The sequence below is a fragment of the Amphibacillus sediminis NBRC 103570 genome, from assembly GCF_001552275.1.
Classification (GTDB): domain Bacteria; phylum Bacillota; class Bacilli; order Bacillales; family Amphibacillaceae; genus Amphibacillus_B; species Amphibacillus_B sediminis.
Genome location: NZ_BCQW01000001.1, coordinates 1 through 22,816, shown reverse-complemented (window position 1 = coordinate 22,816; position 22,816 = coordinate 1). Strand labels below are relative to the sequence as shown.

Annotated in this window: 21 protein-coding genes, 1 riboswitch and 1 other annotated feature; of the genes, 2 read left to right on the top strand and 19 right to left on the bottom strand. The window is 39.0% G+C overall.

Features of this window, described 5'->3' with window-relative positions; all coding sequences use genetic code 11:
• Positions 1-107: 107 nt before the first annotated feature.
• Positions 108-473, bottom strand: a complete 366-nt coding sequence (locus ASE01S_RS00100; RefSeq protein ID WP_067836257.1) for an IDEAL domain-containing protein — start codon at positions 471-473, stop codon at positions 108-110.
• A gap of 303 nt (positions 474-776) precedes the next feature.
• A riboswitch (Lysine riboswitch) is annotated at positions 777-960 on the top strand.
• Positions 961-1,177: 217 nt separating this feature from the next.
• On the opposite strand from ASE01S_RS00100, the gene dapA reads away from it, so the two are divergent.
• Positions 1,178-2,062: a 4-hydroxy-tetrahydrodipicolinate synthase gene (dapA, locus tag ASE01S_RS00095; protein WP_067836254.1), complete on the top strand. Its 885-nt coding sequence runs from the start codon at positions 1,178-1,180 to the stop codon at positions 2,060-2,062.
• 342 nt (positions 2,063-2,404) lie between these two features.
• Here the strand turns inward: dapA and ASE01S_RS00090 are convergent, their stop codons facing one another.
• The 10 genes from ASE01S_RS00090 to ASE01S_RS00045 all read right to left on the bottom strand — a co-directional run bounded on the left by ASE01S_RS00090 (position 2,405) and on the right by ASE01S_RS00045 (position 12,005).
• Entirely contained in the window at positions 2,405-3,031 is a 627-nt protein-coding gene (locus tag ASE01S_RS00090; RefSeq protein WP_067836251.1) for a V-type ATP synthase subunit D, read from the bottom strand.
• 7 nt (positions 3,032-3,038) lie between these two features.
• On the bottom strand, positions 3,039-4,415 hold the full coding sequence (locus ASE01S_RS00085) for a V-type ATP synthase subunit B (protein ID WP_067836248.1): 1,377 nt from the start codon (positions 4,413-4,415) through the stop codon (positions 3,039-3,041).
• Positions 4,408-6,192, bottom strand: coding sequence for a V-type ATP synthase subunit A (locus ASE01S_RS00080; protein ID WP_067836244.1), 1,785 nt, complete (start codon positions 6,190-6,192; stop codon positions 4,408-4,410). Before ASE01S_RS00080 ends, ASE01S_RS00085 begins: the two co-directional genes overlap by 8 nt.
• Positions 6,193-6,208: 16 nt before the next feature.
• Positions 6,209-6,520: a V-type ATP synthase subunit F gene (locus tag ASE01S_RS00075; RefSeq protein WP_067836241.1), complete on the bottom strand. Its 312-nt coding sequence runs from the start codon at positions 6,518-6,520 to the stop codon at positions 6,209-6,211.
• Positions 6,510-7,517, bottom strand: coding sequence for a V-type ATPase subunit (locus ASE01S_RS00070; protein WP_067836237.1), 1,008 nt, complete (start codon positions 7,515-7,517; stop codon positions 6,510-6,512). The genes ASE01S_RS00075 and ASE01S_RS00070 overlap by 11 nt, the downstream gene beginning before the upstream one ends.
• A gap of 12 nt (positions 7,518-7,529) precedes the next feature.
• A complete protein-coding gene (locus ASE01S_RS00065) occupies positions 7,530-8,120 on the bottom strand; it encodes a V-type ATP synthase subunit E (protein ID WP_067836234.1) in 591 nt (196 codons plus the stop codon).
• A 29-nt stretch (positions 8,121-8,149) separates the two neighbouring features.
• Complete coding sequence (locus ASE01S_RS00060; RefSeq protein ID WP_067836230.1) at positions 8,150-8,626, bottom strand: V-type ATP synthase subunit K; 477 nt, start codon at positions 8,624-8,626, stop codon at positions 8,150-8,152.
• Positions 8,627-8,655: 29 nt separating this feature from the next.
• Complete coding sequence (locus ASE01S_RS00055; protein WP_067836226.1) at positions 8,656-10,608, bottom strand: V-type ATP synthase subunit I; 1,953 nt, start codon at positions 10,606-10,608, stop codon at positions 8,656-8,658.
• Positions 10,595-10,921 (bottom strand): hypothetical protein, encoded by a 327-nt coding sequence (locus ASE01S_RS00050; protein WP_067836223.1) that lies wholly within the window; start codon positions 10,919-10,921, stop codon positions 10,595-10,597. Before ASE01S_RS00050 ends, ASE01S_RS00055 begins: the two co-directional genes overlap by 14 nt.
• A 217-nt stretch (positions 10,922-11,138) precedes the next feature.
• Positions 11,139-12,005, bottom strand: coding sequence for a CvfB family protein (locus ASE01S_RS00045; protein ID WP_067836220.1), 867 nt, complete (start codon positions 12,003-12,005; stop codon positions 11,139-11,141).
• Positions 12,006-12,082: 77 nt separating this feature from the next.
• On the opposite strand from ASE01S_RS00045, the gene ASE01S_RS00040 reads away from it, so the two are divergent.
• Positions 12,083-12,526, top strand: coding sequence for a YaiI/YqxD family protein (locus ASE01S_RS00040; protein WP_067836217.1), 444 nt, complete (start codon positions 12,083-12,085; stop codon positions 12,524-12,526).
• Here ASE01S_RS00040 and ASE01S_RS15945 read toward each other — a convergent pair.
• The 8 genes from ASE01S_RS15945 to ASE01S_RS00005 form a co-directional block, all read right to left on the bottom strand.
• A complete protein-coding gene (locus ASE01S_RS15945) occupies positions 12,514-12,669 on the bottom strand; it encodes a hypothetical protein (RefSeq protein WP_169793080.1) in 156 nt (51 codons plus the stop codon). The two genes, ASE01S_RS00040 and ASE01S_RS15945, sit on opposite strands and share 13 nt — an antisense overlap.
• A gap of 514 nt (positions 12,670-13,183) precedes the next feature.
• The gene (gene ilvA, locus ASE01S_RS00035; protein ID WP_067836213.1) at positions 13,184-14,443 is read right to left on the bottom strand and encodes a threonine ammonia-lyase IlvA; all 1,260 of its coding nucleotides are present in this window, start codon (positions 14,441-14,443) and stop codon (positions 13,184-13,186) included.
• 465 nt (positions 14,444-14,908) lie between these two features.
• Entirely contained in the window at positions 14,909-15,835 is a 927-nt protein-coding gene (locus tag ASE01S_RS00030; protein ID WP_067836210.1) for a manganese-dependent inorganic pyrophosphatase, read from the bottom strand.
• An 84-nt stretch (positions 15,836-15,919) separates the two neighbouring features.
• The gene (locus ASE01S_RS00025) at positions 15,920-17,167 is read right to left on the bottom strand and encodes a glutamate-5-semialdehyde dehydrogenase (RefSeq protein WP_067836206.1); all 1,248 of its coding nucleotides are present in this window, start codon (positions 17,165-17,167) and stop codon (positions 15,920-15,922) included.
• Positions 17,164-18,285 carry a glutamate 5-kinase gene (proB, locus tag ASE01S_RS00020; RefSeq protein ID WP_067836203.1) on the bottom strand — a complete coding sequence of 374 codons (1,122 nt, stop codon included), beginning with the start codon at positions 18,283-18,285 and terminating at the stop codon, positions 17,164-17,166. Before proB ends, ASE01S_RS00025 begins: the two co-directional genes overlap by 4 nt.
• 127 nt (positions 18,286-18,412) lie before the next feature.
• Positions 18,413-18,633, bottom strand: a binding site (T-box leader).
• Positions 18,634-18,704: 71 nt separating this feature from the next.
• Positions 18,705-19,232: a VanZ family protein gene (locus ASE01S_RS00015; RefSeq protein WP_067836200.1), complete on the bottom strand. Its 528-nt coding sequence runs from the start codon at positions 19,230-19,232 to the stop codon at positions 18,705-18,707.
• Positions 19,233-19,710: 478 nt separating this feature from the next.
• A complete protein-coding gene (locus ASE01S_RS00010) occupies positions 19,711-20,787 on the bottom strand; it encodes a branched-chain amino acid aminotransferase (RefSeq protein ID WP_067836197.1) in 1,077 nt (358 codons plus the stop codon).
• 523 nt (positions 20,788-21,310) lie between these two features.
• A complete protein-coding gene (locus tag ASE01S_RS00005) occupies positions 21,311-22,801 on the bottom strand; it encodes a glutamate synthase subunit beta (protein ID WP_067836194.1) in 1,491 nt (496 codons plus the stop codon).
• Positions 22,802-22,816: the final 15 nt, after the last annotated feature.

Genomic DNA, 22,816 nt, shown 5'->3' with positions numbered 1-22,816 from the left:
GAGCTGACCAGCTAATGTTATGCTTAGTGTAGCTATTTGATACCAAGAAAACCTAAAAAAAAAATCAGCATCACCCTTTAAGTAAAAAGTAGTGATACTGATTTATTTTATTTATGCGAAGCTGACGTACAGTCAACATGTCGTTGCTCAGCAATCTCATTTAGTAAATGTTGATATTGCATCGATAATGCGTCAAACCATGCTCTGTCGTTTGTTGACAGGGCAAGATCAATGAGTTGCTCTAGCTCTCCTAACGTATAGCGTGTAAAAGGTTTTTCTTTCTCAAGCTTCGCTACTTGAACTTGAATGCTATGACCTTTCAGTAAGTGGTTGTCGCTTGATATAACACGTAACTGTAACACATTCTCTTCAGTTGTATGCTTTTCAACATAACCGTGAATACGCTCACCTTTGCTAGATCTTAACTTAACCCAGTCGCCAATCATTACCCGTTTATTGTCTTGCGCTTCCATGCCTTGACACCACCTTTTCTAGAGCGATAATCCATTTTAAATTGACGGAAAAATTAGAATCATCAATTAAAATAGTTAATTGTTATTTTATTCGCTAAAGGTAAATGTGTCAATAGTATTGCTCAATTCAATTTAGTTAGGATGTCCCTGTTCAAAGTAACCAGTTGGAGATAATCATGAATGTTTTGCTGTTAGCTTGAACCTCTATAAGTTTGAATCGATTTTTTAATCTTCTCTAAACAATTGTCAATTGGAGATTTTTTTGATATAGTTGAGGCACGTTAATACTTCAATATTTATTGAAGTGGGTATAGAGGTTGCGAATGTTATCAGTAGATTATATAAGATAAATGAGCATCAATGCGTATAATTAAAAGGAGCATTCGCCGAAGCAAAGTAAAGCTCATTTATTTACTTTGCTGGTATGGCTCTTAATAAGTGCCGTACTGTCATATAGTAGGATACTATATGGAGGGCTATCTCACGGCATCATGGAATTGACAGATCTGATGCAGCTGCGGATTGCGTTCGTAAGCTGTTGTTTTTTTTGCCCTTATGTGTATGCAGTAACATCACTGATAAGGGTTAATGAATGAATTATCTATTAGCTTTTAATGATCGTTTATATGATGGATATTGGAAGCTAGTCTTACCTTCCAATTATGGTAAAAGGCAGATCATTACGAATTAGGAGTGAGAATAATATGGATTTTGGAAGATTATTAACTGCTATGGTTACACCGTTTGATCAAACGGGTGCCATTGATTATCAACAGACGGTTCAGTTAATTGAACATTTGCTCCAAAATGGATCGGATGGACTCGTCGTTAATGGAACAACCGGTGAATCGCCAACCTTATCAACAAAAGAAAAGCTCAATTTTTTAAGTTTTGTCGTTAAGCATGTAAATGGACGTGTTCCTATTATTGCTGGCACCGGGACAAATAACACCCAGGCTTCAGTTGAACTGACTCAACAAGCTGAGGCCATCGGTGTAGATGGCATAATGCTCGTCACACCATATTATAACAAACCTTCTCAAGAAGGGATGTATCAGCATTTTACTACTATTGCACAGGCAACCAAATTACCTGTTATCCTTTATAGTATTCCTGGTCGTTCGGTCGTTAAGCTCGATGTAGCCACGGTCGTCCGTCTGAGCCAACAAAAAAATATTGTTGCCATTAAAGATGCAACAGGCGATTTAGATGCGATAACACGTATTATTAAACAGACGCCAAGTGACTTTCATTTATATAGTGGTGATGATAATTTGTTACTGCCCATCCTAGCTGTTGGGGGACATGGGATTATCTCAGTCACTTCTCATGTAGCTGGAAACCAAATGCAGGCACTCATTCAAGCGTTTCTTTCTGGAAATGTAACGAAGGCTCAGCAGCTTCATCACGAGCTGGCCCCACTCGTAAAAGCAATGTTTATTGCTCCAAATCCAGCACCTGTTAAAGAGGCTTTAAAATTAAGCAACATTCCTGTTGGAAGTGTACGACTACCACTCATTCCATTAGATGAAAAGGAATTGGCCTATTTAAAAGATGCACTTAATCATTTAAAAACGCTCGACGATTGAAATGATTAATACTTTTATAGCTAATTGGAGGCAACGAAGTGCTTATTGCGCTTGGTTGCTTTTCCTTTCTGCAGGCTATAGCTCCTGTAAATATGTCTCTTGGTAGAAGAAAAAATTTATCTATCCTTGTGACAACAGAATAGCATTGGCAAAATGCTTAACTCACCTATTCTTTTCTCGTACTTTTAAAGATTCACTCCCACTCCTTTTCCACCTTGTATTGGCAATGGCTTATGGTTAGCGTTTTTGCTCCTTCATCCTTGCACTCACCTCGAAACTAAAAATAGCTATTGATAAGATTGATGATAAATCTCTTATCAATAGCTATTTGGCTATAAAACGTTACCCCATATCTTTAACTTTCATAATACGAGTAATGTTTGCACGCTCATTCTCTTCAAGCTTCATTTGAATATAATGAATGGTTTCCTCGAGTTGAGGTATTTTCAAATACTCAAGTGCATTGACACGACGACGTGTTTTTTCAATTTCATCTGCCATTAGCTGACATGTCTTTTCAATTTCAGATAGCTTTAACAGCTTAGGCAGTACTTTACTAATCTTTTCAATGGAATCATCTAATTCACTATTGGAATTCAAAAGACCATATTGCATCTCAGATTTTTTCTCATCTTCATCGACAGAAAAATTCATCTCCGGTACGATTACACTCATAATATTCTTTTCTTGAATATTAAGGGTAACCGATGTGTTCGGTACAGCAAATAGCTCTTCTATAAATGACTCATTGAGCAGTGACTTAGCGACAACAAATGCACGCATCGCTTCTGTTAATTCTCGTTCCACTTCATCGCGTAATTGATTATTTTTACGAATAAGAGTGATAAACTGTCTCATCAGCTCATCTTGTTTGTCTTTTAAAAGCTTATGGCCTCGAGTCGAAATAGCTAAACGATCCTTAAGGTTGGATAGCTCCATCCGAGTTGGCTTGACGTCTAATCTAGCCATAGGTCGATCACTCTCCTTCCGGCATAAACTCGTCGATCAATTCACTCTTAATCCGTTTCAGTTCAGTCCGTGGTAGGATTGAAAGTAGTTCCCATCCAAGGTCCAATGTTTCCTGAATGGAACGATTTGTATAGAAGCCTTGGTTAATATATTCTTCTTCAAATCGCTTGGTAAATTCAACATAGAGCTTATCTGTTTTGGATAAAGCTGATTCTCCTAGTACGACAGCTAGCTCCTTAGCCTCTTTACCTTTTGCATAGGCTGCAAAAAGCTGATTCATCGTTGGAGCATGATCTTTTCTTGTTTTCCCTTCACCAGTCCCTTTATCCTTCAATCGGGAAAGTGATGGTAATACATTGATCGGTGGCTTGTAACCAGCTTTATTCAAGTCACCTGACAGAATAATCTGTCCTTCTGTAATATATCCTGTTAAATCCGGAATTGGGTGGGTAATATCGTCTTCTGGCATTGATAGAATCGGGATCTGTGTAACAGAACCTTTTTTACCAACTAGACGACCCGCACGCTCATAAAGCGTCGACAAGTTCGTATAAAGATAACCAGGGTAACCACGACGACCAGGTACTTCGCGTCGTGCCGCCGAAATCTCACGTAATGCTTCACAGTAATATGTCATATCGGTCATAATAACCAACACGTGCATATCCTTTTCAAAAGCTAGATACTCAGCTGTAGTTAAGGCCATCTTTGGTGTCGCAATCCGCTCAATCGCTGGGTCGTTCGCTAGGTTAATAAACATCACTGAACGATCAATCGCTCCTGTTTTGCGGAAATCCTCCATGAAGAATTCAGCTTCATCGAAGGTAATACCCATTGCAGCAAAAACAACGGCAAATTTCTCATCACTATTTAGAACGGTAGCTTGGCGAGCAATCTGAGCAGCGAGTTCCTTATGGGGTAAACCTGAACCTGAAAATACAGGTAGCTTTTGCCCACGAACTAGTGTGTTGAGATGGTCAATGGCTGATATTCCTGTTTGAATAAACTCATCAGGATAATCTCGAGCGATTGGATTAATGGCTTGACCATTAACATCTAAACTTGTCTCTGGAATAATTTCAGGGCCATCGTCGATTGGCCGTCCCATCCCATTAAAGACACGTCCAACCATATCTTCAGATACGTCCAGTGAAAGAGGTTTGCCTCTAAAGCGAACTTTGGTATCCTTAATATTAATTCCACTAGGTCCTTCAAATATTTGAACCATAGCTTTATCGCCTTCTACTTCAAGGACTTGGCCGTGACGAATTTCACCTGTTTGCATCTGAACTTCAACGAGCTCGTCAAATTTAACACCTTCAACTTGTTCAACTGCCATTAGAGGTCCAACGACTTCGCTCACTGTTTTATATTCTTTAAGCATTTTGCGTCATACCTCCTTCAGCAACAATTTGATGCAACTTATCTTTAATCTCTTGTTTAATTTCATCAATTTGCGATAAATTGTCCTCAGAAATATATTTAACACGGGCAATTTTATCACGTAGTGCTTCTGTTCCTTCATTTATCTCTTTAAAGTAAGCTCCTAAACGCATAGCTTCACGAGCCTCTGTTTCAAAGGAGAGAATGAGGTCAAGCATTAAGAACTGCTTCTGGCGAGATGTAAAGGTATCAACATCATCAAAAGCATTTTGTTGTAAATAATCTTCACGTAGTGATTGAGCAATCACCATTGTTAAACGATCCTTCTCTGATAAAGATTCAATCCCTACTAATCGCACAATTTCCTGTAGTTCTGCCTCTTCTTGTAGAATAGTCATGGCATGTTGAACCATTTCAGACCAACCTTGCTTTAATTCATCATTCAAATGGCTGCCTACCTCACTTAAATAAAGAGAGTAGGATGTCAGCCAGTTAACAGATGGAAAGTGACGTTTTTGAGCTAATGATGAATCGAGTGCCCAATACACTTTAACAACACGTAATGTATTTTGGGTAACAGGCTCTGACGTATCCCCACCTGGAGGCGACACAGCTCCAATTGCGGTAATACTACCTTCACGTTCCTCAGATCCAATCGTGAGAATTCGTCCAGCACGCTCATAATACTCAGCAATACGACTACCAAGATAAGCAGGGTAGCCTTCATCACCTGGCATTTCTTCTAAACGCCCTGACATCTCACGTAAAGCTTCCGCCCAACGTGAAGTTGAGTCTGCCATGATGGCTACACTATAGCCCATATCACGGAAATACTCCGCAATGGTAATTCCAGTATAGATTGAAGCTTCACGAGCAGCGACCGGCATGTTGGACGTATTAGCGATTAGAATGGTTCGCTCCATGATCGATTCACCTGTGTTAGGATCAATCAACTCTGGGAATTCATTTAATACGTCGGTCATTTCATTACCACGTTCCCCACAACCTACGTATACAACAAGATCAACATCACTAAACTTAGCAATTTGGTGTTGCACAACGGTTTTACCAGCACCGAATGGACCTGGTACAGCCGCCGCTCCACCTTTTGTAATTGGGAAGAAGGTGTCAATAACACGCTGCCCTGTTAACATTGGTTTATCTGGATTTAATTTTTTCTTAAATGGACGACCGCGACGTACTGGCCATCTTTGCATCATCGTTTGTTCTTTAATGCCATCCTCTGTCTCAATCGTATACACGACATCCTCTAAAGTAAATTCTCCATCTTCAATCGATTTTATTGTACCTTTAACACCATATGGTACCATGATGTGATGTGTAATGACTTTTGTCTCTTGAACAGAACCGATAATATCTCCGGCTTCGACATAATCACCAACTGCTTTTATCGATTTAAATGCCCATTTCTTATCTCGATCAAGAGCAGAAATATTGACACCTCTTACAAGGAAATTACTTTCGGTTTTTGCCTTGAATGTATCTAATGGTCGTTGGATACCATCAAACATTTGTGAAATGATACCTGGGCCCAGCTCCACTGATAATGCTTCACCAGTCGTTTCTACAGGCTCACCTGGGCCAAGACCAGAGGTTTCTTCGTATACTTGGATCGAAGCGACATCATTACGCATTTCGATGATCTCGCCTACTAATCTCATGTCCCCTACGTAGCAAAGGTCTTGAATATTGGCGTGCTCCATCCCTTCTGCCATAACTAAAGGACCGGAAACTTTGATAATTTTCCCTTTCTTCAAATAAGTCCCCTCCTAATTATAAGATGTTCTGTCCAACCGCTTTTTCTACATTCTCTTCGATTCGGTTCTTTCCAATATTTAACGAACCCTTATGGTTAGGAATCAAGATAATTGCAGGTTGTACTTCAGCATCATATCGTTTAATTGTATCCGGTATTTCCTTAGCCATTGCTTCCGTCAAATAAATGACTCCATAATTTTGTTGAGCCAACGAATCAATCGTTTCTCTAGCCTTTTGAGCCGTTGGGGAAGCAAAGACATCAAAACCAAGAATTTTGAAAGGAAGCACCGAATCTTTGTCACCTACTACAGCTATTTTATGATCCATAAATAGGCCGCATCCTTTCTCTAATAGCCTCTTCAGCAATTTGATTATCTTTACCGACTAAAATTAAGCGGATATTGGTAACTTCTTTTTCAAGTGCAAATATAAATGCCATTAATGGCATTGGTCCAAAGGCTTGGTATGTGCCTTCTTCCATTAAGTCATAAACAATTTCGTCAATAACCTTATCCAACACCATTGGGTTAATCTCATTTTTAGAGTTAACTAGAATGTCAGTCAATTTCTCCGCATAGGGTTGATTTAAATACAGTTGATTTAATACATTTACAGCTCCTTGCTCAGATGCATCAATGATCGCTTGTTTAGAGATTGAACCTGAGCTTGATAAAACCGTATGCAAAAAGGAACGTGACTTTCCTTGGTTTAAACTCCGAACAACATTTGACAAATTATCTAAATCGATTAAAGCATCAGCCATACGCGTGATAGTGGGATTGTTCAAACGATCTGTGATGGCACGCATATGCTTATAATAGTAAGTATCCATATAAACATCAGCTGCCTCTAAGCGACCGTAAGTATTGAAATCCTCAATAGCCGCTTGTACACCTTCAACCATAATCTGATTTACTTCTTGCGATTGCTCTGTCTTGATCAGGTTTTTCAGTGAGGCTAAGGTATACTTGCCAATTGGAACAAGCAAATGCTCCAAATCCTGATCAGTAAAACGTTGTTTTAACAGTACTTTCGCATTATGGTAATCATAACGCAACGTAAAAATTTGAATAACCTCTGAATTTGGTGTAACAGTAAAAAGCTCTTGATAAATATCTCTAAGCCGATTCATTAAAAAAGAATCAAAATGCTTATTCTCTAAGACTGCTTGTGCATCAAAATGATATTCGGTACTCTTTAATACATCTAACGCTTCTTCAAGATCTTGAGCACGAAGCATTTTTTCGTAGTCCTCACGAGTTAAGAGCTTCGTTTCGTATACACGCAACAGTGTATTGACGCCGAGATAATCAGTGTCTTTCATGTATTCTCCCCCTTATTCATTGCTTTTAAATGCTAAGGTTGCAAGTTGTGGAGAAAATTCTTTTTTCAGCTCATTTACCAACACATCAAAGCAGAAGTTATAATCGATCCCGCCTTGTTGAACAATAAATCCAGCTTTAGATTTGACGACATCATCGGACACTTTCACAAACGAGTATTGATTAAGAACAGTCAAAACCTGTTCAGCTTTGAAATGATTAGCCGTTCTTGCGCCTGGCACAACCAGCCACTCGCTGTTTGAATCTAATTTAGCTAAAACACCATTTAGAAAGGCTGCAAATCGATCAGCATCCCAGTCGGCCATTTTGCTTGCGGCCTCCTTAAACACTGAATTCAACAATGCTTGTTTTTTGGCAAGGACTGTGTTTCTTTGTTTGTTCGCTAATGTTTGTGCTTCGCGTTCATAGTCGTTCTTCATTTGACGAGAGATAGCTTCCTCTCGGTTTTTTTGACTTTCCACAAGCTTTTGACGTTGTTCTTCCAATTTGTCATTAGCAACTTTTTCATATTCATCGATCTTCTTTTGTCCTTTTTCTTTGGTTTTCTCCAAAATTTGCGTGGACAAAGCTTGTAATTCTTTCATAGTCCTCATCCTCTCACTATTTTTTTATCTTATGCCAAAACAAGTAAGAAGGAGATGACAAAGCCTAGGATAGCATATGTTTCAACCATTGCTGAGTAAATAATACCTTTAGAGTTTTGATCTTCTCTTTTTGCTAGAATCTGAACCGCTGCCGTTGATACGCGACCTTGGAAAATCCCAGATGTTAACCCAGTAAAGGCTACTGGTAAACCGGCCATAAACAAGAAAATACCATCAGATAAAGCCATACCTGGATCCATATTTAAATAAATTAAGAAACCAATAACGAAGCCATATAGACCTTGTGTACCTGGTAGAAGTTGAAGAATCAAAGATTTACCGAATTTTTCAGGCTGTTCTTTAATTAATGAAGCCGCAGCTTCACCTGTCATGCCGACCCCTTTTGCAGATCCCATTCCTGAGAAGATAACTGCAAACCCAATTCCTAGGGCTGCAAAAATAAATCCACCATTATTCTCGATAAAAAATTGTAACCAGCTTTGCATAATAAATTCCTCCGTCTCTTTTTATTTCTTTATGATTTTTTTATATTAATATGCTTTTCAGATGCTCGAAGTGGATTTAGTGATTTACCCCCACCTTCATAAAATTTGCCGAAAAACTCAACAAAAATCAGACGAGCTCCGTGTACATATGATCCTAAGAAAGCTAAACCAATGTTAACGGCATGTAGAATAATAAATAGTACCACACCAATGGTAAATCTTCCCCATGTTGGGAAGAAGCCAATGATCATGTTAAAAGCAAGTGCAATACTTCCACTTGACACACCTAATGCCATTAATCGTGTATAGCTGACGATGTCGCCTACATAACCGGTAATCCCATACAAATTATAAAGACCAACACCGATTCCTAATGCTTTGTTTTCTGAAGCGAGCATAGTCGCTAAAATAATCCCTACTGCACTCATAATAGCAATGATGGCTCCAACTGTCCCAAGTAGATCATTTGATAGAACCATATTACCGAAAACTAGGATAATAAGGCCGACAAATAGGCCAATCCAACCAAATCCATCAGCAAACGCACCATATTTATCACGATTTTTCAACTTCAAGTAAGCATTAATCCCAAGGCCGAAGAAGACCTGAGTTACACCAAATATAACTGAAATCAATAAGATCGTAATGACATCATGGGTTGTTGATAGTATTACAAATGGCATTTCTGCCCCAAAGAATGATCCATAGACAATTCCCCATAGCATTGTCGGATAGGATAATAGATGGAAAAACTTAAGACTTTTTTGCATACCCTTTTCAAGTTGAAAGAATCTTAGCGCAATAAATGTTGCCAGCCACAACAATATGCCATAACCTAAGTCTGCTGCCATCATCCCAAAGAATACAAGGTAAAAAGGAGCTAAGAATGGCGTTGGATCAATTTCATTGTATTTAGGTAAGCTATACATGGCTGTGATGCTTTCGAATGGAGAGATAAAGCTATTATTCTTAAGAACGATTGGTACTTGTTCAATCTCAGCCTCATTGACATCTTCGACAATAAGACTATAGTTTTCATTAGCCAATGTTTGCTTAAGTGCTTGCTTAAATGATGGAATACGCTCATCCTCTAGCCAGCCCTCCATAATAAACAAATGTTTTTCATCAATCAACAAAAGTTTACTTTTTTCGCGCTGAAGCTTTGCATGATAGTACTCTTCAGTTAACATCAATTGCCATTCCTCATCAGTCATCGCTGTTAACTCAGACTTTATCTGTTTCTGCTTGGCTTTTAAATGCTTTAACTCTTGCTGAGCATTCTTTAGCAATTGATCTGGCTTTTCTATAAAACGATGAGCCAAGCTGTCAAAATGACTTTCATTAAGCAACTGCTTAACTTCTTGGGTATTTCGACGGTCATAATAAACGGCAACACCGAGCTCATCTGCATTTTGATAAACTTCCTCAACAAAGACCCAGTCACTTTGTTTAAGGTTATTGATATATTCATTTCGAATATGTTGAGGTATTGTTCCTACATCACCTGATATATGCTGCATATCCTGTTCGCTCGCCTTAAAACCTAGCTTTGACCATTTTGAGAAAAATGCTTCTTCTTCAATAAGACGTTTGTGCTCTTCTGCAATGTTTTCTAGTTCTTGTTGCTTATTTAATAACGTAGAGACTAAGTCTTTAGGCGAAAATTGTGCTACTGCATGTTCAAGCTCTGCTAAAGAATATTCTTTTCGCTTTTCACGCAGTTTTTTCAGCAATGGCGTTTTAGGTAAGTATGGCTGAACAAACGCTAATGCAGCTTGTACTTGGTCAATTCGAGTTTCTAACTTCTTTACCCTCGTTTCTAAAAGGTCAACCTCGTGTGGTGCTAGCTGATCATCTCCAAGGTCGGAAGAAGGTAAGTCAACCACTTCAAAACGTTGTAACGCTTGAATAGATTGTAGCAATTGATCCTTGTACTCATGAAAGGATATTAAAGTTAGCTTCTTCATTTTAGCTATTGCCATACTTCTTCATCACCTCCTCAATCACCGCATTCACCAACTGATCCTTCTTGTCAGCAAAATTTGCTTCGAGTTGTTGTAATTCGGTCTCTTGCTTTTGGGCATAATTGGCTGCTAATGCCTGAAGCTTCTCCTCTTTTAACGCAGCTTCTTTTTCGGTAAACGCCTCGACAGCACGATCTACCTGTTGCTGCAACTCGATCAATTTCTCTTGAGTTTCTTTTTCCATTTTCTGCAGTTTTTCTTGATAGTCTCGCTCTAATTCCTCAGCTTGACGCTCTATCTTTTTAACCTCGTCAATGGTTTTTAAACTCATCTCCTGCACCCCCAATCATACAGCAAGCAGTATTCTAAAGATTAAAAAAATCTTCAAGTAACACTATTATATCGCTTATATTCTTACTGTTCAAACGTTTTAATCAACTTATGTCATTTGGTATGGTTCAAAAATAATTGTATATAAATAAGAAGAAATAGGCTAAATAAATTAAAAAAAAGCACCTTTTCACTAATTCGAAACAAGGTCTTTTGTCCTAACGCCTTTTTTCTATTAATAAAGTTAATCCATCTTCTTGTTTTATTTTGCCTTCTTTATATAACTTCCCCATTGCTCGTTTAAAAGCGGCTTTGCTAATATTAAATGTTGACTGAATAAGTTCTGGACTCGATTTTATATCAAGTGGCATCGTACCGTTATGGGCAATAAGGTATTGGTAGATGGTTTCAGCATCTGTATCCCTTGCATCTTGTTTTCGAGGTAATAAAGAAATATTCAATGTCCCATCGTGTTTTACTTTAATGACACGTCCCTGAACCCATTCGCCCAATCGAAGATCATCCTTACGTTCGCTATGATGAATAAACCCTCGATAGCCTTGTTCAGTAATGATGACGGCTCCCTCCTTACCCGTACGAAAGACTCTTCCACTAATATCCTGGTTAAACATATTTTCATTTGCATGGTCCCAGTTTCCTTCGAAATCTTGTTCAGTAACAGGTTCCCCTAGCAGTCTCCCTTTTTTATCGTGTTTTAACGATAGATAAAGCTGATCTCCTTCTTTTGGCCAAACCGTTCTTATCGATGGTAAATCATCTTCAGATACAAGGATGTGCTTAGCTATACCGATATCAACAAACACCCCTACTCCTTCTCGAATCGCAACGACCTCAGCCCAATCAAATGTGTCAAGTCTAACTGATGGAAGGATGGTCGTTGCAATTAATTGATTATTTTTATCATGATAAAGAAAAGCTTCCACTTGCTCTCCTTCAGTTAAAGGGGATGTCGTTTCATTCTCGTGTAGTAAAATTTCGTTCGTACCGTCTGTCAAAACATAACCCGTTTCAATTATTCGTTGGACCGTTAAGGTAACGATCTCTCCTGATTTTAAAATGTTCATTTCTTTCCAGTCTCCTTTCATGATATGATTAATTCTAGTAAGATTTTTGTTATATAACAAAAAACGGAGGAAATTTTATGCTCATTTATGTAGATGGTGATGCCTGTCCTGTTGTAAATGAAGTAATCGAAACGGCTGCCCAGTTTTCGCTTAAAGTCGTCATCGTTAAAAGCTATGCTCATTATTCCATTACAGCCTATCCTGAACATGTGAAAGAGGTGTATCTTGATCGTTCACGTGAAGCCGTGGATTATCGAATTTTATCGTTAATGGATAAAGGTGACATTGTGGTGACTCAGGACTATGGCTTAGCCGCTCTCGTTTTACAAAAAAGTGGCCATGCTATTTCACCAAGAGGATTTCAATATAATCAAGATAATATCGAGCGGCTACTTGCGAGTCGGCATCAATCCGCTCAGATTAGAAGGCAAGGTGGCCGAACGAAAGGACCGAAGCCGTTTTCCAATACAGATAAAACACAGCTTATCATGCAATTCACTAAACTCATTCAGTCTTTATGATCAGTAGGATTTTCATTAGTTACGATCTCAGCGATTTTACTTTGATGCCATCTTAATGCAGTATCCTCTGGTATGTCATAAATTTTATTTAACCGTAGCAATTCATTTTTGTATTGGGTTTGAACAAGCATTTTAACCTTCATAGTATCTCACCACCTCATTATTATGTCTCAATATGGCCAAAAATCATGTTAGAAGATCGCTTTTTTAACATCAGCCTGCTGGAGATCAAGCTAAACAAGGTCCGGATACATTGCTAAGCATTCAAAGGAGCTTCAGATAGCCCAGCAAGTGAAAGAGAGGGTGGCCAAACTTTGATCCCCTCTCCTTTAATGTATTGATCTTCATTCGTAATGAATCTGCTATGTTTTACCTAGCTTGCTTTGTTCAAGTCATTATCAAACAAGAACGTCGGGGTAAAGTGAAACTTCGACGCATAGGATGTGCTCGTCGCGAACATAGTCAGCTTCCTCTCTCCTCCACTGAACGTTAGTTGAACCAATCGGGTCGTTATTGGCTGTTGAATCTCCCAGACATAAAGTGTTTCCTTATTTTTCAAGCGGGAGGCATACAAAAGCCCTTCGATGGGGCGATTAATCGCAGCCTCAGCGAGTTACACTGCGATAAAATACAATCAAAAGCTGATCTTTTAGCTATTTAAATAAGTAACTGGAATAAATCTTTATCCTTGTTAATCTCAATATAAGAAAAGCCTTTCTGCTCCATGCGATCAATCAAGGATTGATAATCATTTTTATCCTGTAACTCTATACCAACAAGAACAGGGCCTCGATCACGATTGTTTTTCTTAGTATATTCAAAGCGGGTAATATCGTCATTCTCCCCGAGTACAAGGGTTAGAAACTCCCTTAATGCTCCTGCCCGCTGCGGAAAGTTAACGATGAAATAATGCTTATAGCCTTCATAGATCAACGAACGCTCTTTGATATCTTGCATCCGATCAATATCGTTATTACCACCACTAATAATAACGACAACATTCTTACCTTTAATTTCTTCTTTAAAATCATCTAAAGCAGATACAGGCATTGCACCTGCTGGCTCAGTCACAATTGCATTCTCATTGTATAAATCAAGGATTGTCGTACAAATTTTCCCTTCTGGTATCGTAGCAAAGTCATCTACTACTTGTTGAGCTACTTGAAAGGTCAGATCACCGATTCTTTGTACACTCGCCCCATCAACGAATTTATCTACATAATCCAGTTTGACTACTTTTTTAGATCGGATTGAAGCTTGCATTGACGCAGCACCTGCCGGTTCAACTCCAATGATTTTGGTTTTAGGACTGATATTTTTTATATACGATCCGACACCAGAAATGAGACCGCCCCCTCCTACCGACATAAAAACATGTGAAATGGGTTGGTCCATTGCTTCTAATATTTCCAGTCCGATGGTACCTTGACCAACAATCGTTCGGTAATCATCAAATGGATGAATAAAGGTCATATCATGTGTTTGGCAATATTTTTTCGACTCATCCGATGCATCATCAAATGTGTCACCTGTTAGGATGATGTCAACATAATCTCCACCGAAAAAAGCTACTCGATTAACTTTTTGACGCGGAGTAGTTGTTGGCATAAATATTTTACCTTTAACTTTCATCGCTTGACAGGAGTAGGCAACGCCCTGAGCATGGTTTCCAGCACTCGCACATACGACACCTTTACTTAACTCTACTTCGTCTAAGCTTTTCATGAAATTGTAAGCGCCTCGTATCTTAAATGAGCGGACAACTTGTAGATCCTCACGTTTTAAATAAACATTACATTGGTACTTCTCAGAAAGGATAGGATCTTTCTGCAAAGGCGTTCTGGTCACTACATCTTTTATCATTTGATTAGCGATAACAATATCCTTTATGTCGATTGTCTGCAATTGTGTACTCATTTTTCCAGATCCCTTCTTTTCTATACAAGATTCTGATTATTCTATCGGTAGGAGAGCTACTCATGAGAGCCCTCACTTCACTAAACTGCTTAGAGTTAAGGAAATTAGATTATCAAATGCGTCCTGGCTGATTTGCGCCCAGATTTAATCAAGTTAAGCTTGATAATCTTCTCTATATCCGTGGCATCCGCCGAGGTTTGCACCTAAAAAAAGCATTTATCTCACCACTTAATAAAAGTGAGAGAGTTAAACTCAATGAAGTTAAACTAGAAAATCCTGCACGAATAGACTTGGAGCTGGCAATTCTACTTGCCCTGTCACACTTCACACGTGACATTTCCTGTCAAGAAAAGATATTCCCTTAACAGGAATACCTGCCCCAAGTCTTATACATTTACTTGGTTTACACTTCATTAGTGATAGCTCACCAATTTGTCCTCGTTCTTATTTAGCATAGCACAAAACTTAAGAGAGCGCGTCCGTTAACTGTGGCACAATTTGCTTTTTACGTGAGACAACGCCTTTAAGTTTAGCTTTGTGATCTACCAAGTTAATATTAAATGCACGATTTATCGCTTCTGCCTTATTGCCCAGTGCGACCACCATTGAATCATTTGTTAAAATATCTGTTACAACAAAAACAAATAAATCAAGATTCCGTTCTGAAATGACTTGCTCAATCGCTGCTTTAATCGCTTGCTCGTTATTCAAAACTTCTTCGGGATCAACCGTGTTAACTTGAGCAATTTCAACTATGCTTGCACCCATTTCAAACGCTTTAGCATCAAGTGTTAGTAGTTCCTCAACAGTCTTATCACTTAAATCCGCCCCAGCCTTTAACATATCTAATCCATATTTTTGTGGATCTACCTCGGCAATTTTGGCCAGCTCATATGCTGCTTCTTCATCTTCAGCCGTACAGGTTGGTGATTTAAAAAGTAGAGAATCCGAAATGATCGCAGATAGCATTAATCCTGCTATATGCTTTGGAATAGCAATACTATGCTCTTTAAATAACTTATTAAGAATGGTGGCTGTACAGCCAACTGGCTCTGCTCGATAATAGAGTGGGTCACTTGTTTCAAAATTTGCAATTCGATGGTGATCAATGACTTCTCTTACTTTTACTTGATCAAGGTCCGAAACACTTTGTTGCTGCTCATTGTGGTCGACTAAAATCACTTCGTCAGTTTCATTAGCTACAGTCTGTACAACCCGCGGAGCAGTGACCCCAAACGTTTTTAGTGCAAATTCTGTTTCACTATTAGGCTCACCTAACGCAACAGGCTCAGCTTCTACTCCTAATTGTTCTTTTAAATATGCATACACAATTGCTGATGTAATCGTGTCCGTATCAGGGTTTTTATGACCGAAAATCAATAACTTACTCACTAAATATCTCTCCTTCAAAACTTAATCTACTATTTGGTCTCCTTCCATATTGTAACGCAAAATAGTGGATCTTTCATCAAAAAGTTATGACCTAGATTGACCTTGACCAGAAAGTAAATATTTGGATGAAGTCAGTGCTTTTAATCCCATCGGTCCACGTGCATGAAGTTTTTGGGTACTTATACCAATTTCTGCCCCAAAGCCAAATTCAAATCCATCGGTAAATCGGGTAGATGCATTATGATAAACACAAGCCGCATCTACTTCATTGAGAAATTGGGCTACATTAGCTTCTGTTTCTGAAATAATGGCTTCCGAATGCTTCGTGCCGTAAAGGTTAATATGTTGGATGGCCGCTTGCGTATCACTCACCACTTTAATCGCAATAATATTATCCAAGAACTCTGTATACCAATCTTCCTCTGTTGCGCTAGTAATCGTCGAATCTAATGCTTGAACTTCATCATCTCCTCTAAGTTCGACCCCAGCACTTTTTAATGATCCTATTAATTCAACACCATATTGGTTAAACCATTCTTTCTGTACTAGTACAGTCTCGATGGCATTACAAACGGATGGCCGTTGTGTTTTTGCATTGATCACTAGCTCTATAGCCATTTGCTTGTCAGCGTCATGGTCAATGTACATGTGACAATTTCCTGCACCAGTCTCCAAAACAGGTACGGAAGAATTAGCTACTACTGTATCGATCAATGCCTTGCTTCCTCGGGGGATTAGGACATCGAGATATTGATTAAGTCGAAACATCTTTTCTGCAGTTGCTCGACTCGTATCTTCAAGTAACTGGACACTGTTCACTGGTAAATCAGATTTTGACAGTGCATTTTGAATCACCTGAACAATGACCGTATTAGAATGGATCGCAGTTGAGCTACCACGTAAGATTACTGCATTACCCGCTTTTAAACAAAGACTGGCTGCATCTACCGTCACGTTTGGTCTCGCTTCATAGATGACCCCAATCACACCAATCGGCACGGCAACTTGTCGAATCTTGATCCCATTAGGATGATCCCATTCTTGTAGCGTTTCTCCAATTGGGTCATTAAGCTTAATCAATTGCAAGAGCGCCTGACTTATATCTTTTATTCGTGACTCTGTTAGACGTATCCGGTCAATAATAGATTCGTTAATTTGGTTAGCCTGTGCGTACTCAATATCTTTTTGATTAGCGATTAATATTTGATTTTGCTGAACAATAAGCTCCTCAGCAATTAATCGTAATGCCTCATTTTTAGCTTCGGTTGTGGCTTTCGTTAAAGCTGTTGAGGCTAGTTTGGCTTGCTTACCTAATTGCTCTAATGTACTCATGCTTCTACCTCCTGAATCGTTAATATGAGTTTATTTCGATGAATCACTTCTGGTCGTGAGCATCCCGTTATTTGCATAACCTCTTGGCTACTCAGCCCTTTAACCTGCGCAATCTGCTTGGCAGAATAGTTTACCTGACCCTTAGCAATACATTTATTCTGATAAAATACCTCCACCACATCATCTTGACCAAAATCTTGTTCTGTTTTGACAATACCGACAGCTAACAAGCTTTTTCCTTGTCTTAATAAAGCGTGATTGGCCCCTTTATCAATGTAAATTCTTCCTTTAGCTTTGGAATGAAAAGCAATCCACTGCTTCTGCTTTCTAACATGGGCGTTTTGATTATTGCCAATATACGTTCCATCTCCTAAACCTGCCAAAATGTTAATAAGTTTATCTCCTCCATCGCCACTTCCGATAAAACATTTAACTCCAAGCGATGTAGCTGTTTGTGCTGCAATTAACTTTGATTTCATTCCACCAGTACCAACCTTAGATACAGATGACTGGCTTGTTTGGGAGATTAATTGATCAGAAACATAGCCTAACCTCTGATAGCGCTTAGCATCCTGATGGACATGAGGATTTTTGTCATAAATTCCATTAATATCTGTTAAGATAATTAAAGTATCCGCATTGACTAGGCCGCTAACTAGTGCAGACAACATATCATTGTCACCAAAGGTCAGCTCATCAATCGCGACTGAATCATTTTCATTAATAATGGGGATCACCCCACGTTTAAGTAACTCTGTAATCGTTTGATAGACATTGGTAAATTGCGGCTCCTGGCTGAATACATCTCGTGTTAGCAAAAGCTGTGCTGTCACATATCCGTATTGTTTTAAGATATGATTATAGGCCTCGATTAATAAACCTTGGCCAACAGCCGCTGCCGCTTGCTTGCCAGCAACGGTTACTGGACGACTCGAGTAACCGAGATCACGAAAACCAGCTGAAATTGCACCTGATGAAATTAAAATAACCTCGACTCCCTGCGCTTTAAGTAACGCAATAGCTTTACTGTGCTCTTTTAATTTGCTTAGGCTCAATGTACCATCCTTTTCAGTTAATGAACTGCTACCAATCTTAACAACAACCCGTTTATCATTCATCTCATCACCTACTTTTTAATTACAAACACTTTATAGGGAGATTCGGAAGATTGGTTACATCCAAAACCATCATTTCCTTATCAATCCAAGCATTTAAAAAACTGCTTTCTATCCACTACATGTCTATGTAATGGACGGAAAGCAGTTTTCCGCGGTACCACCATACTTGATAAGTTTAACTTATCCGCTTCATTTCTTGATAACGCTCTTTGGAGCGATTAAGGTTAACCTTAATAATTCAAAGGATAGGGTTCGATAATGAGTGGTAATCCTGGAACGTTTCAGCCTATGCGTTCCACTCTCTTTTCTTACAATCAATTATCTACTGGTCCTTGTCATCATCTTTACTAATTATTAGAGTTGCTTCTATTATCCACAAGGAGATACAGAATGTCAATACTTTTGTCAGAAAACTCTGTTCATTTGCTTTTTTCAAACGACCTTGCATAAAGATAAACAAAATAGCCTAGCACTGCACCAGTGGTATTGAAAAATAAATCATCCACCGTTCCATAACGTGTTAAAGTAAACAAGGCCTGTGTTAATTCAATCATTAGCGAGAACAAAAATCCAGATCCTATTAGTAAAATAGGGTGTCGTAATGGTCGAAAAACGACCGGAGCAAGCATACCAAAAGGTACAAACATCATAATATTACCAAGAGAATAAAGCAACTGTAAATGAAAATAACCATCTGCCATGTGGCTTAATTGATAAAATAAATTTGTATCAAAACTAAACGGCCTCGGTCCAATAAATGGAATTTGGAAGGTGAAAGGCCGAAAGGTTAAATAGATAACCACTAATATATAAATAAAAAAAACTTGAACAACCGTTTCATTTAATAAACTTATTTTTTTCTTATGCTTTACAAGGTGCCCTCTCCTTAAAAGAAGCCATAATGGGTAGCCTATTGCAATAAACGGTATAAATCTTAACTCTAACATCTTAGTCATCCTTTTATCATCAAATGCGCCTTAGCGTATATGCGCCCAGATTTTATCGAACGAAGCTCGATAAAGTGAAACTTCGTTTAGTGGGGGGTTGACGCATAGGATACTAGTACAGACGTTGCGACACGACGTCGCGAACTTAGTCAGTTTCCTCTCTCCCCCACTGAATGAAATACAAGTGCATTCATCTCACCACTTATTGTAGTAGGAAATGTTTACGAATGAAGTTAAACATTAACAGGAAGCCAGTATAAAATGATGAATAGTCCTTTGCTGATCTAATAACTTAAATTAAAAGCCAGTGAACAGACCAGACTTAACAGACTTTTCTAACAAGCAAAATGCTCCAAAGCCAACAGAAAGCGATGCAGCATTTCTCTTCATGTAAAAAGGGAACAGGTCAAGCTCAAAGCTTGCCTGCTAAAAGTCCATCTATATGACTATTCTTCATTAATCACGTTTCTTTACCCGATTACTTACTCACCTTTACTATCCAATTAAATGAATCTTCAATTTCACCATACTGAATGTCGGTTAATGTTTGATAAAGCTTCCCTGCAATCGGCCCTGTCTTTTGATCATTAATGGTCATGATTTCACCACCAAATGATAGCGCACCAATTGGCGAAATGACGGCGGCTGTTCCTGATCCGAAAGCTTCTTCCAGTTCACCATTCTTGTGAGCTTGGACTATTTCCGTTAGAGCAAGTTTCCGCTCGGTAACTTTAATCCCCCAATGTTGAAGTAATTGAATCACGGATTGACGCGTTACCCCAGGTAAAATACTACCATTTAATTCGGGGGTAACCACTTCTCCATTTATTTTAAAGAAAACATTCATACTTCCTACTTCTTCAACATATTTCTTTTCTAAACCGTCAAGCCATAAAACTTGAGCAAAGCCATCTTTTGCAACCTTCTGTTGTGCAATTAGGCTGCCAGCATAGTTTCCTGCTGTTTTAGCTTCACCTGTACCGCCTCTAATCGCACGAATATATTCATCCTCAACAGCAATTTTTACCGGATTGATTCCTTCTTTATAGTACGCACCCACAGGTGAAAGAATGATAATAAATTTATACTGCGTTGAAGGGGACACACCTAGAAATGGCTCAGTCGCTATAACAAAAGGTCGAATATAAAGTGAGGTTCCCGGCGCAGTCGGAACCCAGTCTCTTTCTAATTCAACAAGTGTTTTTATCGCTGTTAATGCAAAGTTTGGATCAATTTCAGGAATGCACATTCGAACATTTGAACGATTTAATCGTGCAATATTTTGCTCTGGTCGAAATAAATTAACTTCACCAGTAGGTGTGGCGTAAGCCTTTAAACCTTCAAATACGGTTTGTCCATAATGGAAGATCATCGAGGCTGGGTCTAAAGTTAACGGTTGATACGGAATGATACGCGCATCAAACCAGCCTTTATCAACTTGATAATCTGCTATAAACATATGGTCAGTAAAATGTCGTCCAAAGCCTAGCTCATTGTAGTCTGGTTTTGTTTTTTTAGCTTTAACAGTCGTAATCGTTATTGCTTGATTTGTCAATTAGTAGCTCCCCCTTAAACGTACTTTACGAGATTATAATATATCTATTTTATTACGTAAACATATAAAAAGCCAATACATTTTTTATTTTGATATGGTTAGACTTGAGCAATCGCTAACAACTATTCCGTTGATAGATGAATGATTAATAACTTGAATTAGCTATAGAAGCAAGAATAATTGACGCTGGGAGAAAAGAGTAATTAGATAAGAAAAATCCGAACATTAATCCCTCAATGCTTATAGCGTTCGACACAACACTTCGCTTGCACATGCCAGCACAATGGAGACATCTTCATAAATTCAGTGTCTCCCTAGCCGTGGGGCACGGCTTCGGCTAACTGTGTGAAGAAGGACACTTCACACAGTGGATCCTCAGCTCGTGCTGGGACTGCGGTTACTCGTCCCACCGAAAAAACATGTTCCCATAAGAGTCTACGTGTTTTTTATCTACGCTTAGTTCAGAATGTTCGGATACTCAGTTTCATTATTTAGTCCCAGCCTCTTATTCATTTAAGAATTGCTAGACTGCTCGAACTGTAGGAAGTGTTGTTTTCCCCATTAAATATTGATCGACACAATGGGCTACCTCTCTTCCTTCATTAATGGCCCAGACGATTAAACTTTGACCGCGTCTTGCATCACCAGCGGCAAAAACCCCCTCAACATTCGTGTTAAATTGTCCATAAGGTGCATCAATTTTATTTTGGTCTAGATTAACACCAAAAGCGTTTAACAGTGGCTGTTCAGGTCCTTCAAAACCAATAGCAATGATAACGAGTTGCGCTGGCCACACTTCTTCACTTCCAGGTATCTCTTCATAAACAAACATTCCATTTTGATCACGTGTTTTCCCCATCTTGACAGTAAATAAGGCTTGCACAGCATCACGACCATCTGTAATAAATGCCTTTGTCTGAACAGAATACTGGCGACCATCTTTGCCAAATTGTTCTTTTGCTTCTTTGTGTGCATACTCCAGACTAAACACTCTCGGATATGCTGGCCATTGATTCCCTTCGACCCGTTTTAATGGTAACTGCGGATTAATCGAAAATTGATTAACACTTTTTGCCCCTTGGCGAAGAGCAGTAGCGACACAGTCGGCACCTGTATCTCCTCCACCAATCACAATAACGTCCTTCCCTTTTGCATTAAGCGTATCGTTATCTTGACCGTCAAGTAGTTTTTTGGTTGCCTGAGTCAAGTAATCCATTGCATAATGGATCCCCTGGTATTCACGACCAGGAATCATTATATTACGAGGCTTTTGGGCACCGGTACACAATATAACTGAATCATATTGTGCCTTAAGTTGGTCCGGGCTGATATCCTTGCCTACTTCTGTATTTAGCAAAAACTTAATGCCTTCTTCTTCTAATAGATTAATACGTCGTTGGACAACTTCTTTGTCTAACTTCATGTTTGGAATACCATACATGAGTAACCCACCAGCTCGGTCAGAACGTTCATACACCGTGACGTCATGTCCAGCTTGGTTTAATTGGTCTGCCGCTGCTAAACCAGCAGGTCCAGAGCCAATAATAGCTACTTTTTTTTCCGTTCTTGCTTTTGGAATACGTGGTTTAATCCAGCCCATTGCAAAGCCTTTGTCAATAATGGCACGCTCAATATTCTTGATCGCAACAGCGGGATCAGAGATAGCAACCGTACAAGATCCTTCACACGGCGCTGGACATACTCGCCCTGTAAATTCCGGAAAGTTATTTGTTTTCATCAACCGTTTTAAGGCTTCTTGCCATTTTCCTTGATAAACTAAATCGTTCCATTCTGGAATCAGATTATGGATCGGACAACCAGAGGTTGCACCATCAATTTCCATTCCAATATGGCAAAATGGAGTAGCGCAGTCCATGCAGCGCGCCCCCTGACGCTGCATCATATCATCTGAGAAAGGAGCCGAATACTCTTTCCAGTCTTTAATTCTCTCAATTGGATCACGCTCAATTGCCTGTTCTCGGTTAATTTCCATAAATCCTGTTGTTTTCCCCATATTCTAGTCTCCTTT